Below are 14,978 nucleotides of genomic sequence, written 5' to 3' on the forward strand. Positions count from 1 at the left end.
AATACAATGTAAGTCGTAAGTTTAAATACTATGCAAACCATTCCAGAGGAGAGAAAAAAATGTCATTAATTACTGATATTTACGCTCGTGAAGTCCTCGACTCACGTGGTAACCCAACTGTTGAAGCTGAAGTTTACACCGAAGCCGGTGGTGTTGGCCGGGGGATTGTTCCTTCCGGTGCTTCAACTGGTGAACACGAAGCCGTTGAACTTCGTGACGGCGACAAGAACCGTTTCGGTGGCAAGGGCGTTTTGAAGGCCGTTGCTAACGTAAACAACGTGATCGCTAAGGAAATCGTTGGGATGGAAGTTACGGACCAAATTGCAATTGACAAGGCAATGATCAAGCTTGATGGTACTCCTAACAAGGGTAAGCTTGGTGCCAACGCAATTTTGGCCGTTTCCCTTGCTGCTGCCCGGGCAGCTGCAGATGAACTCCAAGTTCCTCTGTACAATTACCTTGGTGGGTTTAACGCGCACGTATTGCCAACCCCAATGATGAACGTTATCAACGGTGGTGCCCACTCTGACAACAAGGTTGACTTCCAAGAATTCATGATCATGCCGGTTGGTGCTAAGAGCGTTCGGGAAGCTATTCGGATGGGTTCCGAAACTTTCCACGCCTTGAAGAAGGAATTGGAAGCTGCTGGGAAGGTAACTTCTGTTGGTGACGAAGGTGGTTTTGCTCCTGACTTTGCTAACAATGAAGAACCATTCCAATACTTGATCAAGGCAATTGAAGATGCTGGTTACAAGCCAGGTAAGGATGTTGCCATTGCCTTTGACGTGGCTGCTTCTGAACTTTGGAACGATGAAGACAAGAAGTACAAGCTTCGTTGGTCAACTGGTGAAGAATACACCACTGAAGAATGGATCGAATACCTTTCTGGTATCATCGCTAAGTACCCAGTTGTATCTGTTGAAGACCCAATTGATGAAAACAACTGGGATGACTGGGTAACTTTGACGAACAAGCTTGGTAAGAAGGTTCAATTGGTTGGTGACGACTTCTTCGTTACGAACACGGACTACCTTGCTAAGGGGATCAAGATGGGTGCCGCTAACTCCATCTTAATCAAGTTAAACCAAATCGGGACTTTGACGGAAACGGTTGAAGCGATCGAAATGGCTAAGGAAGCTGGTTACACGGCTATTGTTTCTCACCGTTCTGGTGAAACTGAAGACACGACGATTGCTGACTTGGTTGTTGCTACTAACGCCGGCCAAATCAAGACTGGTTCTATGAGTCGGACTGACCGTTTGGCTAAGTACAACCAATTGATGCGGATTGAAGATAACTTAGGTGACGTTGCTCAATACAAGGGGATCCACTCCTTCTACAACTTGAGTGAACAAGCACGCCAAGACATCGAAAACCGTTAATAGGTTAATAATTAAAAGTAAAAGAAGGCTTTCATTTTCAGATTCGAAGGTGAAAGTCTTCTTTTCGCTTTATTAAAATACAATGAGATTTAAATCATTGAATTTTTATTCTCTTTCTCCTATAATTCTAAGTGTTGTAAATTAAAAAAATTAACTTTATAGATCCTTACACTATTGAAAAATAATTGAGGATTTATTAGTCAAGGTTAATGGGTTCTTATGAGGAGGAAAGAGAATGTCAGAGAATAAGCTTGGTGCCCCGAAGCTTAGTCGGACAATGACAAGCGGCCAAATGGAGATGATTTCCCTTGGGGGTGCAATCGGGGTTGGGCTTTTTATGGGCTCAACTTCATCCATTAAGTGGACAGGCCCTTCAGTTTTGTTGGCATATGCCTTTGTTGGCTTATTATTATACATTGTGATGCGTTCATTGGGAGAAATGATTTATCTCAATCCGGGGACGGGCTCCTTTGCTGATTATGCAACGGAATATGTTCATCCGATTGCCGGTTACCTTGCTAAATGGGCTAACGTTTTCGAATATATCGTGGTTGGCATGTCTGAAGTCGTGGCGGCTACCGAATACCTAAAGTATTGGTGGCCAAATATTTCGCCGATGATTTCTGGATTAATCATTATCGTATTCTTAGTCTTAGCTAATCTAGCAAGTGCTAAATCCTATGGATCCCTTGAATTTTGGTTTGCGATGATTAAAGTAGTTACGATCATCTTTATGATTATTTTGGGATTCCTAGTGATCTTCTTTGGCTTTGGTAATGGAGGACATCCAACTGGTTTTTCTAACCTCTGGAGCCATGGCGGTTTCTTCACTGGTGGTATTAGTGGGTTCTTCTTCTCAATGTCAATTATCGTTGGTTCTTACCAAGGAATTGAATTATTAGGGATTTCTGCTGGAGAAGTAGCAAATCCGCAAAAGGCGGTTGTAAAATCAGTTAAATCCGTGCTGTTCCGGATTTTGATTTTCTACATTGGGGCGATCTTCGTGATTGTTACCATTTATCCATGGAATCAGTTAAGTTCAATTGGTTCACCGTTTGTTTCTACTTTTGCTAAGGTTGGGATTACAGCCGCTGCTTCGATTATTAACTTCGTTGTTTTAACAGCAGCTCTCTCTGGCGCTAACTCTGGGATCTACTCTTCAAGTCGGATGTTATTTAAGTTAGCTCACGAAGGAGATGCTCCGGGAATCTTTGGTCGCTTGTCCAAGCGAATTGTTCCCGACGCTGCCATTCTCGGAATTTCCGGTGGGATTTTGATCGGGTTTGTGATTGATTTAATTGCGGCAGGCCAAAACAAGTCAATGTCTGATCTTTTCGTGGTTGTCTTTTCATCCTCAGTTCTTCCGGGGATGATTCCATGGTTCGTGATTCTCTTGGCAGAATTGAAGTTTCGCAAGCACAATCCTGATTTGATGAAGGATCATCCCTTTAAATTACCGCTTTACCCAATTTCAAACTACTTTGCCATCATTTCTTTAATTGTGATTGTTGGTTTTATGTTTGTTAACCCTGATACGCGGATTTCCGTTATGGTTGGGGCTGCGGTCTTAATCGTTGCCATCTTAATTTACGTAATTCGTTATCATGGTGATCTCCGAAAAGAAAATGTTAGATAAGTAGATTTAAACAACCTAAGATTAGTTCAGGATGAATTTTACCATCCTGGACTTTTTTATTACCCTAAAGATAGAGCTAAGGTCGTCCATAACCTCAGGGGCTGGGAAGAAACGTGCGTTTCTTCCCAGCCCCTCTTTGCGTTAAAATAAAAATGCTAGAAATTTATAGGGGGAAGAGCATGTTTGATACAATCCATCATGTTGCCATCATTGGAAGCGATTATGCCCGTTCAAAACACTTTTACGTTGACCAATTAGGGTTTAAAGTCATTCGGGAAAATTACCGGCCCGAACGCGATGATTACAAAATTGATCTCGCTTGTGGTATGACCGAGATCGAATTGTTTGTTATTAAAGGGGCGCCTGAACGGCCAAACTATCCGGAAGCTCAAGGTCTCCGCCATCTTGCTTTTAAGGTTGCCGATGTAGATGCAACGGTCAAAAAACTCAATCAGCAAGGAATTAAGACCGAACCGGTCCGGTTAGATACCTTTACGGGGAAAAAGATGACCTTCTTTTTTGATCCGGACCACTTACCATTGGAAATCCATGAATAACAATTTTGACGTGTTTGGATTGATAAAAAATGGTAAACTCGGAAAGGATAATTTGATTGAGGTGATTTTTGATGGAACGACGACGGCGGTTATATAGTTTGAATTATAGTAATAGTCGTCAGATTATCCGGGCAATTTTAATTGGGTTAGTGACAGGGCTGGTAGTGAGTTTATTTCGTTTAAGTATCCAGACGATACTGAAGTGGACGATTGAGGCCTTTAGCTATTTTCATACTCATCCAGTATGGTTAATTCCTTGGGCGATAGGAGCGATTATCCTAGCCCTAATTTTAGGTCATATGACCCAAAAAAACCCGAATATTAAAGGATCAGGGATTCCCCAGGTTGAAGGTCAGCTAATGGGCGAATTTGACGAAAAATGGTGGCCTGTTCTGTGGCGGAAATTCTTTGGAGGCATCTTAAGTATTGGGCCCGGACTTTTCCTTGGTCGGGAAGGTCCTTCGATTCAACTTGGGGCGACTGTCGGTCAAGGGATTGCAGAAACCGGCCAGGTAACAGCTGTTGAACGTCGAGTCGGCATTGCAAGTGGGGCAGCTGCTGGTTTATCAGCAGCCTTTAATGCTCCAATTGCTTCTTCGATGTTTATTTTAGAAGAGGTCTACCATAACTTTTCGCCACTTGTCTGGTTATCGGTCTTTATCAGTGCCCTGTGTTCTAACATGGTTTCAATGCAGTTCTTTGGTTTAAAGCCGGATTTGAATGTTCCGCACGAGAGTGTTTTTCCTTTAAACCAATACTGGCAATTAATTATTCTGGGGCTCTTGCTCGGAATTTTAGGCCGCCTTTACCAAGTTGTGATTTTACGGCTCGGGAAGTGGACTCGGCAAGTAAAGTGGTTTAAACCGGCCTGGTATCCTGTGATTCCCTTCTTATTGATGATACCAATCGCTTGGTATTGGCCAGTTACCCTCGGTGGTGGGAATGGGCTGATTGTTGACTTAGCCCGGATGCAACCAGTCTTATTATGGCTCGCTTGGCTATTTGTCCTACGTTTTGTTTTTTCGATGATTAGTTACGCCTCGGAATTACCTGGGGGAATCTTTTTACCGATTCTAACTTTAGGAGCGGTTTTTGGAGCGCTTTATAGTGCTGCCATGGCTCGCCTTGGTTTGTTGCCGATTCACTACCTTCCAAACTACGTTATCTATGCCATGGCTGGATACTTTGCTTGTATTTCAAAGGCGCCGTTTACCGCCATCCTTTTAATTACCGAGATGGTTGGGACGATGGCTCATTTAATGCCCCTTGCGGTAGTGGCAATTGTTGCCTACTTAGTTGATGACGTCATGGGGGGCCGGCCGATTTACTTTGCGATGTTTGAAAACTTTATTCATCAACGGCCACACGCTAAGTTAAAAGGAATGACCCAAATGACCACAACTATTTTTGAGGGTGCTAAGCTTGATGGAATGGCGGTAAAAAACTTCGCTTGGCCTGAAGGAAGCTTGGTTTTAGCGATTTATCGGGGTGAAGAACAGTTGGTTCCTCACGGCAATACTAAGTTAAAAGTTGGTGATACGCTAGTGATCCAGTTAACTGGGGCTAATCATTTAATCAATCAAAAGCAAATTAATGAAGCTGCCCATGAAGGTTAAACTAAGAGTTATCAAGAGACCGCTATCATCTATTAGAGATAAAAAGATTGTTAATTAAATATCAATATAAATCTTGACAAAAATAGCTGAAAACGCTAACATATAGTCACAAGGTATTAAGTATTTACCTTCTAATCAATTCTCTTTCTCTCTTATGCCGATCACCGTCCCCTTGGCGGTGATTTTTGGTTTATAATGAAAAAGATTTGGATGAAGGGGGAATTATGATGGCAGAACAACCATTGCTAGGAAATTTGGATATTATTGAAGAAATTACGCGTAACGATGGGACAACCTACTACGAAATCGGCAATATGGTCCATAATGGGCGGTCTGAATTGGCAGCCGAAAAAGGCTTTATTAAACAGGTCCGAATTCTAAAACTCAATATCCCACATTCCCAAAACGTTATTAAATATGAAAAGTACATTAATGAAAATTACCGGGTCCAACCGGAGTCAATGGATCATTTTGAAGAATGGCAACGGACGCCGGAAATGGAAAAGATTGTGACGGCAATTTTAAAAGAGAACCACGTTGGGTGAAAATAATTCCCTGGTAACTTTTTTTAACGGTGGAAGTTGATTATAATAGAGAGGTCTTTTAAGAGACCGCGGGAAAGCCTTCTCGGTGGTCTTACATTAAATAGATCGAGGAAAATTTATGAGAGAATATTCAAAATGGACCCCTAATAAACAGATCAGTCAACCGCCAAAGTTTGTGAGTGGTGTTGATGGTCTAAGAACCCTTGCGGTAATTGGCGTCATTATGTATCACTTATTACCAAACATCATGAAGGGGGGCTTCTTGGGAGTCCCACTTTTTTTGTTAATTACGGGTTATTTTGTAACCAACCAATTAACTCGTCAGTGGCAGGCTGGCCAACCCCTTAAATTACGTTCGTTTTATTGGCGCCGGTTTAAGCGACTTTACCCCCCGTTAGTGGGGATGCTTTTGTTTACTAGTGCTTATATTACGCTGTTTGCTCGGGAATCACTAGTCCATCTACGGATAATTATCCTGACTAATCTAACTTGGGTTTACAACTGGTGGGCAATCGGTCATGGTCAGTCATACTTTGATCGTTTCAACGGCGCTTCGCCGTTTACTCATTTGTGGACGCTTGGGGTAGAAGCACAATTCTACTTAATTTGGCCAGTTATCTTAATTTGGCTCCTAAAACGAGGTGGTCTGAAACTCACGCGGAGGGTAACAATTGGCTTAGCGGTCTTGTCAATGATCCTGATGGCCGTCTTGTATCAGCCAACTAACCTGAACCGGGTCTATTATGGGACTGATACGCGGGCATTTTCGTTACTCTTTGGGAGTTGGTTAGCCCTAGTTTGGCCCCGACAAAAGCTTAAAGCCACATTGTTGGCTAAAGAACGGTACCTCCTAAATGGAGCTGGAGCAATCAGTCTAATCCTTTTAATCATTAGTTTCTTTACAATTAATGGGGAAGTTGCTTCAACTTACCGTGGGATAATGGCACTAGATAGTCTGGTTGGTTTAGTTTTATTAGCCACGATTGTTCATCCGGGGGCACAGGTTAATCAATGGTTGACTAATCCAGTTTTTCATTATATTGGCCAACGTTCCTACGAAATATATATCTATCAACTACCAGTAATGGTTTTTTATGAACGGCTCTTTCCAGTTGGCGATGCTCCCTGGTTAAACGCCTTAATTGAGCTCGGATTAGTCTTTGGGATTAGTGAGTTGGCATATCGATTAGTCGAATCGCCGCTCAAAAGGAAGGCCCTTGGTCCGCATCGTAAGCCGTTACAGACCAAAAAGCAATGGGCAACGTTGACGGTAATGGGCTTGATTACAGTAATTGCGGGCGTTGGGATCTTAGGTCCCCAACCGCAACCGGTAAAATCAAGTCTGCAAAAACAACTCCAACACAATAAGCAGGCTACTTCTGACCGCAATAAAAAAATTGCGGCTGGTAAAGTTCCTAAAGTTGATGTTAATAGCCCCTCCTTAAAGCAAAAGTATCAGTTGAATTCAAAACAACTAAAACAAGCGGGGGATTGGCTGATTACAGCAGTTGGCGATTCGGTGATGGTTGATGCTGCCAATGACTTACAAGAAGTAATGCCGCACGCTATGGTTAAGGCGAAAGTCGGAATGCAGGGGACGGCTGGTTTAAATATTCTGAAGGATTTGGCGAATAAAAACCAACTGAGCCCAATTGTGGTTGTTAATTTAGGGACCAACGGGGCAATCTCTGATCAAGTAGCAGACGAGATCGTACAAACGGTTGGGGATCGGCAACTTTATTGGATTACCCCGCATGTACCAACTCGGCCATGGCAAAAGGCAGTGGTTGCCCAAATTAAGCGCGAAGCTAAGCAACACCCAAATGTCCATGTCGTTGATTGGAATACTAAGAGTAAAAACCATCCTAATTGGTTTGGTAAAGACAACGTGCACATGAATGAAATCGGAAATGCACAGTTTACCCGACTACTGGTGACAACAATTATTAAAGAGGAAAAGTAAAATGATTAAAATGATTGCTTTAGATTTAGATAATACCTTGTTAAACAGTCAAAAGGAGATTAGCACAGTCAACGAAAAGATCTTAAAGCAACTCCATCAAGCGGGAATCAAAGTGGTGCTCTGTACGGGGCGACCAATTAATGCGATTAGGAATTATCTGGATCAACTGGAATTAAATCAACCTGATGACTACACAATTACCTTTAATGGGGGCTTGGTGATCAATAACCAAACTAAGGAACCCTTATTCTCGCTGGGAATGACTAAAGCTGATTTACAACCTGTCTACGCCTATCTCAAGGCTAACCAATTACCAATGGACGTTTTAGACTTTGAACGAGTATATGAATTAACTGAATTGGGTCCATCACGATACCGGCAAACCGTTCAGGGAATTGAATTTGTGGATACAACGATGGATGCTCTTCCTAATGGTAGCCACGTTTTTGCAAAGGCGGTTTTGGCGACCGCACCAGCTAAGGTAACGGTTGTAAAAGAAAAGATTCAGTTACCTGCTCATATTCGGGTCGTTCAATCCCAACCCCACATTCTAGAATTCTTGCCGGCTAAGGTTAATAAGATGCTTGGCTTAAATCATCTGTTGAGTAAATTAGGAATGCAGGCGGAAAATTTGATGACCTTTGGGGATGCAGACAACGATTTGGAAATGATTGCAGGTGCTGGTGACGGGGTCGTAATGGCGAATGGATTGCCCGAAGTAAAAGTAGTTGCTAACCATTTAACGGCTTCAAATGATGAAGACGGAGTTGCGCTTTACTTGAAAAAGACATTTGACATTAATTTGTAATAAAAGCCATAAAAAATAGGATTCTGGAACCATTTTTTTCCAAACTAGGAAAAATCTGGTTAAATTCAGAATCTTTTTTTGTGGATTTGTGAAATTTTACGAGAAAAATTAGGCCAACCGAAAACCTTATTAGCTCGGGAATTTTAAGGTTAAATTAGTTTGTTCCGTTCATGATTATTACAAAAGATTACAAAAAAGGCGCTTGTTTCGGGGAAAAGCAATTGCTCTGTGACACGCTAGTAACATTTAATCGGTATTATAGTAACCGTTGAAAGATTTGAACGAACAAATGTAAAGGATGGTTAAATTACCTTATGTTAAAGAAAAGTATGTTAACGACTGTCGCTACTCTTGGAATTGCAGCTTTTGGGATCGCCGCTGGAACTAGTGTTGCAAACGCCGACTCAATTTACACTGTACAAGCTGGGGATACGCTTTCTTCAATTTCCCAAAAGTTTGCCAAGGATAACAGCTTAGTTAACAAGCTGGCCCAAGACAATAACATCCAAGATGTCAACTTGATTTACGTTGGTCAAAAGCTTTTGATCAAGGACAATGGTCAAATCCAAGTGGCTAGTCAACAAGACGTTGCTAACAATCAAGCAACAACTAACAACGCAGCTACTAACACGGCAACTACCAGTCAAGCATCGGCTACTAACAACAGTAGTAGTTACACTTCAAGCGTTTCTGGTAGCGAAGCAGCTGCCAAGGCTTGGATTGCTGCACGTGAATCTGGTGGTAGCTACACTGCTCAAAACGGTCAATACTACGGTAAGTACCAACTTTCTTCATCTTACCTTGGTGGGGACTACTCCGTTGCTAACCAAGAACGGGTTGCTGACCAATATGTAGCTTCGCGTTACGGTTCTTGGACGGCTGCGCAAGCCTTCTGGCAAGCAAACGGCTGGTACTAAAATAAACAATCTCCACGTAGGTCGTGCTTTGGAGCGAACCAGCCAACTGGTTTGACCTTAGTTATTGAGTAACATTCGGGGATGAAAGAAAGAGGTTGGGAAAAAAGCTCCTTGACGGCCTGGTTGGGATAAGAAGAACGAAGGTTGATTCATTAGAATCGACCTTCGTTCGCCCTGATCCGCTAAGGCCGTGCTTTTTGACCTTAGTTACTGAGTAACATTCGGAGATGACAAAGAGGGTGGGAAGAAACTTGAGTTTCTTCCCACCCTCTCTTTTTTTACATATAGTAGCTGGTAATAATCGCAGGAGTCCGGTTAGTGCATGATATAATTACTGCAAGAGGTGATTTAAATGACTTTAGCTAAAACCCGTGAGCATGTCTTAAAGATTGCCAACCAACGGTACGCAACGAAAAAATACGATCCTAACAAGCACATTAGTGATGAAGACTGGCAAACGATTCTTCAAGTTGGCCGGTTATCACCAAGTTCATTTGGTTATGAACCTTGGCGCTTTATTTTGTTAAAAGATGAAAAGCTCAAAGAAGCAATTCGCCCATTTTCCTGGGGAGCAATTAATAGCCTTGATGGGGCTGATAAAATCCTCTTAATTTTAGCCCGGAAGGATGTTACTTATGATGCGGATTACATCCAGCATTTAGTTGCGGAGGTCAAACATAAACCGTATTCGCCAGATAGCCCACAATCTCAACATTTCAAGGTTTTTCAAGAACGGGATTTAAATATCCAAACCACTGAAGAACGGTTTGACTGGGCGGCTCGCCAAGCATACATTGCAATGGCAAATATGATGACGGCTGCAACCGAATTAGGAATTGATACCTGCCCAATTGAAGGGTTTAATTATCCACAAATGAATCAATTCTTAGCAGAACATCAAATTATGGATCCAAAGCATTGGCAGATTGCGGTTATGGTTAGTTTTGGTTACCGGGATCAACCAATTAAGCCCAAGGTCCGACAACCATTGGCGGATATTTACGAAGAGATCTAAAAAGCGAGGGGCTGGGAGGAAACTCATGTTTCTTCCCAGCCCCTTTTTCATCTCCGAAGGTTACTCAGTAACTAAGGTCAAAGCAGTAGCTGAATGGCAGTTGCTTCCCTGGCGGTTGCACCAACCGATTCAGCCTTGCGTGGGCTCACAAACGCCAAACCAGTTGGCTGGTTCGCTCCAAAGCACGGCCTTAGCGGATCAGGGCGAACGAAAGACCGATGCTAATGAATCAACCTTCGTTCTACTTATCCCAACCAGGCCGTCAAGGAGCTTTTTTCCCAACCTCTCGCTTTCATACCCTTATGCTCTCTAAAAGAACAACTTTGCTCCAGCAATTACAAGGGCTAAGAGGAGAACCGAAGAAATACCGGCCGCTAGGAGGGCTTCTTTTCCGCGCGTGAAAAGGACGTTGAAGTTAACATTCATCCCTAAAGCAGCCATAGCCATTCCGAGCAAAAGATAGGCTAATTTAACCAAGCTAGGGACGAAAGTAGCCAAGTCAGGAATAAAGGTTCCCATAACGCTGGCAAGGATAAAGCCCACCATGAACCAGGGAATTGGGACCGGTTGCTTTTTACTTGGGTTGGTTTGCTGGCTACTCCGATGGTACCAGATCCCAATAATAATAGCAGCTGGGGCTAATAAGAGGACACGAGAAAGCTTAGTAATGATGGCGGTATCCAAACTAACCGGCCCACCAGCACTTCCGGCGGCAACCGCGTGGGCGATTTCGTGAAGGCTTCCCCCGGTCATCACCCCAAATTGAACGGCCGTCATATGAATAAGGGGGCGGATCGAAATATCAATTAAGGTGAAAAGCGTCCCGAGGATTGCGACGATCGCAACGGCAACCACTTCATTTTCTTGATGGCGGAGATTAGTTGTGGGATCATTGCTTTCATGAAGCTGGGACGAGATTCCCATGACAGCAGCGGCACCGCAAATTCCAGTTCCACTCGCAGTTAAGATAGCAAGGTGCTTATCAACACCAAACTTGCGTGCTAATTGATAGGTAACGGTGATTGTGAAGGTTACGACAACAACTGCTAAGGCAATCGTCTTAATCCCCGCTTGTGCTAAGGCAAGCAAATTTAATTTGAAGCCTAAGAGGATAATTCCGGCCCGTAAGAATTTATTGGCAATTAGACCAATTCCAGAACGACTATAGTCGAGAACTGGTCGCCCAACTTGCATCACCATCCCAAGTAATAGGGAAATTACGAGGGCCCCAATCACTTTTAAATAGGGAAGACTAGCTAAGTAACTCCCAACTAGTGAACAGATTAAGGTTAAAATCGCGGCGGTAGCGAAACGACCATTCAAGATTTTTTTCAATTTTCTTCCTCCTAAGTTTTGGTACATTCTAAATTTACCATGGTAGAATGATAAATAAAAATTATGATTTCTTTCTTGGGTATAAGAAAAAATTATTAAGGAGTAAAAGATGGATCACTTTCTCGATCGCCGGATTGAAACCTTAGCCATTGTGGCGCAAACCGGATCCCTTACGGCCGCGGCCAAGACCTTATTCATTTCCCAACCAGCGGTTTCACAGCAATTAGCCAGTTTAGAAACCGACCTTAACTTACCATTGTTAAATCACCACGGGCGCCGAATTACTTTAACTCCGGTGGCTAAAGAATTAGTTTCGTATGCTAACCGGTTAGAACATGACAACCAAGCAGTACTAAATTACTTGCGAACTGGCCAAACTCCACCGCTAAAGTTGGGGGTTACGCGTTCATTAGCGGCTTTTCTCTTACCACAATTATTGAAGAAGATTGTTGCAAGTGACCATCAAGTAACGGTTACGATTGGGAATACAGCAGAATTATCAACGCAACTTTTAACTGGTCAACTTTCCGTGGCCTTAATTGAAGGTAATTTTGAACGACGTGAATTTACGGCGGAACCAATTGGGACAGCTGCTTTTGTGGGGGTAAGTAACCGTTTAATTAAGCGGCCAACCTTAGAAGCGATTTTTGACCAGCGATTGTTAGTCCGGGAGCCGGGGTCGGGGACCAGGGAGATTTTAACAACCTGGTTGGCGGCTCATAACGCCAATTTAAATGATTTTAAGCAGAGTTTGGCGCTCAGTAGCCCCTTAGCAATTATCGAAAGTGTCAAACAGGGGATTGGAATTAGTTTTATGTATCGGGCGTTGGTTGAGGAGGAACTTGATGAACAAAGGTTATTTGAAGTTGATTTACCTGGTTTTCCCTTGCAACACCCTTTAAATGTAATCTATTTAAAAGACAACACCTTTGCGGCCGAGTTTCAGGAAATTAGCCAGCTTGCTAGTCAGGTGCTCCCAAAAAGCTAAAGGTGTTTACTTGGCAGGTAAGTTGGCATGCGGTAAGCTAAAAAAGTTAAGTTTGCATGGGGAGGTTGAGGATTTTGGGATTGAAATGGTTCCCGTTAATAATTGTGATGATCATTTTACTGAGTTGTTACGGCCATGTTTTCCGGCAGACTAACCGCAAGTTCTGGCAAAATGTGACTGTTTATTCGTGTTTAGTTTATTTACTCGTCCTTTGCTGGTTAGTTTTTACGCCTGTCGGGCCACAAATGCCGGATTCGTACAAATCACTGATGTATTTTCATGGGGTTCCTTATAATTTACGGCCCTTGCAAAACATTGATCCTGAGTTTGTGGCCAATATTTTTATGACTTTCCCATTAGGATGTTATGTCTACTGTTGGCGCCCCCGGCTTAAAAGCTGGAATTTACTCCTAATTGCCCTAACTCCCGGTTTGATCATTGAAAGCACTCAGTTTATTAGTGATCTTTTGGTTGGCAATCATCGGGTAGCTGATATTGATGATGTAATTACCAATACGCTTGGAGTATTGATTGGGTATGGTATTTTTTGGCTGTTGTCTAAGACTCCGGGCGAGCGGTTATTAAATTATTTCCGGTTAGAAAAGTAAAACCACTAGCTTGGTTGCAGCAAACCTGTTGCAACAAGTTAGTGGTTTTATTTAGATTAAATCCAGTACCGTGGTTGTCATTTCCGGAGGAGCAATCGTTAATTGGGACTGTGGCTGATCAACGAAGAGCTCTTTGACTCCGGTGGTTAAAGGTTTTGTATCAAATTTAGCGAGCGTCTCGATGGCAGCCAGGCCACTAGGTGGATTCGTTTGCGAATTGATGGCGGTAAGCACTGTTTCTGGGAATTTATATGGGCTGGCGGTTGCCAAAATTACGCACGGGTGCTGGTCATTAGTTTGAGCTTGGTATTGCTGGGTAACGAAGGACCCAACCGCAGTATGGGGATCGATTAAATAATTAGCCTGCTCATAAACCCGCCGAATTTCAGCCTGCACTTGATTTGGGGTGGCATATCCAGCAGCAAAGGTTGCTTGTAACCATTTATGGACTTGCGGAGTTACTTGATAAGTGCCTTGGCTTTGGAGCTGTTGCATTAGCTTATTAATAACTTCAGCATCTTGTCGATAGGCATCAAAGAGTAAACGTTCCAGATTGGATGAGACTAAAATATCCATTGAAGGAGCGTTGGTAACCTGAAATTTTCGCTGCCGATCATAAGTCCCGGTTTGGAAAAAGTCAGTTAGGACATGGTTTACATTGGAAGCGCAAATCAATTTATGGATTGGTAAGCCAAGTTTTTTGGCATAGTAACCTGCTAAAATATCACCAAAATTACCGGTAGGAACGCTAAAATTAATTTTTTCGCCAACTTTGATTACTCCTTGGCGAACTAATTGGCCATAGGCGCTAAAATAATAAGTAATTTGGGGAATTAGCCGCCCAATATTCATGGAATTAGCTGAAGAAAATTGCTGCTTTTGCTGGGCGAGCTGTTGACGAATTTGGGGATTGTTAAAAATTTGTTTGACCCTTGTTTGAGCTTGATCAAAATTACCAGTAATCCCAACAACGTGAAGGTTAGCTCCCGTTTGACCTAACATTTGTAATTTTTGAATGGGACTGATCCCATCTTGCGGATAAAAGACTACTACTTGAGTCCCCAATATATTTTTAAAACCGCGGAGAGCAGCCGTACCGGTATCACCAGAAGTGGCGGTTAAAATGATTGTTTCGTTTGGATTACGGCCTTGTTCTTTGGCCAGACGCATTAGTTGGGGAAGGGCTTGCAGGGCAACATCTTTAAAGGCTAAGGTCGGTCCATGGAATAATTCAAGGTAATAGTTACCAGCGATCTGTTTGGTTAGCGGGGTAATTGATGGCGTATCCCACTGAGAACCATAGGCTTTGGTGGCCGCTACCTCAAGACCACTTAGCTCATTAAAAAACCACCCGAAAACCTGTTGGGCAATTAATTGATAAGGTTGTTGAATTAAGGTTGCAAGGTCATAGTTAGGATGGGGAAAAGCAACGGGGACAAATAAGCCCCCATCTACAGCTAATCCCTGAATAATTGCTGCGAGCGCATCAGTGGCCTGCGCCGTGACGTCACGGGTACTTCGAAATTTCATAATCGGCCCAGCTCCTTTCGTTGGTAACATTTTTATTTATTATACTTCAAATTAGATAATAATGTGTTATCATTTACA

At 42.8% G+C, this 14,978-nt stretch carries 14 protein-coding genes; 12 read left to right on the forward strand and 2 right to left on the reverse strand.

Annotation, left to right across the window (positions count from 1 at the left end; genetic code table 11):
- The first annotated feature begins 59 nt into the window (after positions 1–59).
- The 10 genes from eno to H5993_RS09560 all read left to right on the forward strand — a co-directional run bounded on the left by eno (position 60) and on the right by H5993_RS09560 (position 10,664).
- Complete coding sequence (gene eno, locus H5993_RS02730) at positions 60–1,382, forward strand: phosphopyruvate hydratase (protein ID WP_204776121.1); 1,323 nt, start codon at positions 60–62, stop codon at positions 1,380–1,382.
- A gap of 235 nt (positions 1,383–1,617) precedes the next feature.
- Positions 1,618–3,018 (forward strand): amino acid permease, encoded by a 1,401-nt coding sequence (locus H5993_RS02735; protein WP_204776122.1) that lies wholly within the window; start codon positions 1,618–1,620, stop codon positions 3,016–3,018.
- Between the two features lie 179 nt (positions 3,019–3,197).
- Positions 3,198–3,575 (forward strand): SMU1112c/YaeR family gloxylase I-like metalloprotein, encoded by a 378-nt coding sequence (gloA2, locus tag H5993_RS02740; protein WP_204776123.1) that lies wholly within the window; start codon positions 3,198–3,200, stop codon positions 3,573–3,575.
- Between the two features lie 71 nt (positions 3,576–3,646).
- Positions 3,647–5,191 (forward strand): ClC family H(+)/Cl(-) exchange transporter, encoded by a 1,545-nt coding sequence (locus H5993_RS02745; RefSeq protein WP_204776124.1) that lies wholly within the window; start codon positions 3,647–3,649, stop codon positions 5,189–5,191.
- A gap of 227 nt (positions 5,192–5,418) precedes the next feature.
- Positions 5,419–5,736, forward strand: coding sequence for a hypothetical protein (locus H5993_RS02750; protein WP_180870374.1), 318 nt, complete (start codon positions 5,419–5,421; stop codon positions 5,734–5,736).
- A 118-nt stretch (positions 5,737–5,854) separates the two neighbouring features.
- Positions 5,855–7,699, forward strand: coding sequence for an acyltransferase family protein (locus tag H5993_RS02755; RefSeq protein ID WP_204776125.1), 1,845 nt, complete (start codon positions 5,855–5,857; stop codon positions 7,697–7,699).
- Between the two features lies 1 nt (position 7,700).
- Positions 7,701–8,507, forward strand: coding sequence for a Cof-type HAD-IIB family hydrolase (locus H5993_RS02760; RefSeq protein WP_204776126.1), 807 nt, complete (start codon positions 7,701–7,703; stop codon positions 8,505–8,507).
- Positions 8,508–8,821: 314 nt separating this feature from the next.
- Entirely contained in the window at positions 8,822–9,424 is a 603-nt protein-coding gene (gene apf, locus H5993_RS02765; protein ID WP_204776127.1) for an aggregation-promoting factor, read from the forward strand.
- A gap of 352 nt (positions 9,425–9,776) precedes the next feature.
- Entirely contained in the window at positions 9,777–10,439 is a 663-nt protein-coding gene (locus tag H5993_RS02770) for an NAD(P)H-dependent oxidoreductase (RefSeq protein WP_204776128.1), read from the forward strand.
- A 93-nt stretch (positions 10,440–10,532) separates the two neighbouring features.
- Positions 10,533–10,664, forward strand: coding sequence for a hypothetical protein (locus tag H5993_RS09560; RefSeq protein ID WP_275086994.1), 132 nt, complete (start codon positions 10,533–10,535; stop codon positions 10,662–10,664).
- Between the two features lie 84 nt (positions 10,665–10,748).
- On the opposite strand, the gene H5993_RS02775 is transcribed toward H5993_RS09560, so the two are convergent.
- Positions 10,749–11,774 carry a YeiH family protein gene (locus tag H5993_RS02775; protein WP_487343522.1) on the reverse strand — a complete coding sequence of 342 codons (1,026 nt, stop codon included), beginning with the start codon at positions 11,772–11,774 and terminating at the stop codon, positions 10,749–10,751.
- Positions 11,775–11,883: 109 nt separating this feature from the next.
- Between H5993_RS02775 and H5993_RS02780 the strand changes: the two genes are divergently transcribed.
- Positions 11,884–12,762 carry a LysR family transcriptional regulator gene (locus H5993_RS02780; RefSeq protein ID WP_204776130.1) on the forward strand — a complete coding sequence of 293 codons (879 nt, stop codon included), beginning with the start codon at positions 11,884–11,886 and terminating at the stop codon, positions 12,760–12,762.
- Between the two features lie 74 nt (positions 12,763–12,836).
- Positions 12,837–13,370, forward strand: a complete 534-nt coding sequence (locus H5993_RS02785) for a VanZ family protein (RefSeq protein WP_204776131.1) — start codon at positions 12,837–12,839, stop codon at positions 13,368–13,370.
- A 51-nt stretch (positions 13,371–13,421) separates the two neighbouring features.
- Here H5993_RS02785 and thrC read toward each other — a convergent pair whose 3' ends face one another.
- Positions 13,422–14,900, reverse strand: coding sequence for a threonine synthase (gene thrC / locus H5993_RS02790; RefSeq protein ID WP_204776132.1), 1,479 nt, complete (start codon positions 14,898–14,900; stop codon positions 13,422–13,424).
- Between the last annotated feature and the right edge of the window lie 78 nt (positions 14,901–14,978).

Source organism: Limosilactobacillus alvi (genome assembly GCF_016900115.1).
GTDB classification, from domain to species: Bacteria; Bacillota; Bacilli; order Lactobacillales; family Lactobacillaceae; genus Limosilactobacillus; species Limosilactobacillus alvi.

Coding starts and splice junctions, on each gene's coding strand:
- gloA2 (WP_204776123.1), top strand. CDS start 3,198: ATGTTTGATACAATCCATCATGTTGCCATCATTGGAAGCGATTATGCC.
- H5993_RS02735 (WP_204776122.1), top strand. CDS start 1,618: ATGTCAGAGAATAAGCTTGGTGCCCCGAAGCTTAGTCGGACAATGACA.
- apf (WP_204776127.1), top strand. CDS start 8,822: ATGTTAAAGAAAAGTATGTTAACGACTGTCGCTACTCTTGGAATTGCA.
- H5993_RS02750 (WP_180870374.1), top strand. CDS start 5,419: ATGGCAGAACAACCATTGCTAGGAAATTTGGATATTATTGAAGAAATT.
- H5993_RS09560 (WP_275086994.1), top strand. CDS start 10,533: ATGGCAGTTGCTTCCCTGGCGGTTGCACCAACCGATTCAGCCTTGCGT.
- H5993_RS02760 (WP_204776126.1), top strand. CDS start 7,701: ATGATTAAAATGATTGCTTTAGATTTAGATAATACCTTGTTAAACAGT.
- H5993_RS02755 (WP_204776125.1), top strand. CDS start 5,855: ATGAGAGAATATTCAAAATGGACCCCTAATAAACAGATCAGTCAACCG.
- thrC (WP_204776132.1), bottom strand. CDS start 14,900: ATGAAATTTCGAAGTACCCGTGACGTCACGGCGCAGGCCACTGATGCG.
- eno (WP_204776121.1), top strand. CDS start 60: ATGTCATTAATTACTGATATTTACGCTCGTGAAGTCCTCGACTCACGT.
- H5993_RS02745 (WP_204776124.1), top strand. CDS start 3,647: ATGGAACGACGACGGCGGTTATATAGTTTGAATTATAGTAATAGTCGT.
- H5993_RS02770 (WP_204776128.1), top strand. CDS start 9,777: ATGACTTTAGCTAAAACCCGTGAGCATGTCTTAAAGATTGCCAACCAA.
- H5993_RS02780 (WP_204776130.1), top strand. CDS start 11,884: ATGGATCACTTTCTCGATCGCCGGATTGAAACCTTAGCCATTGTGGCG.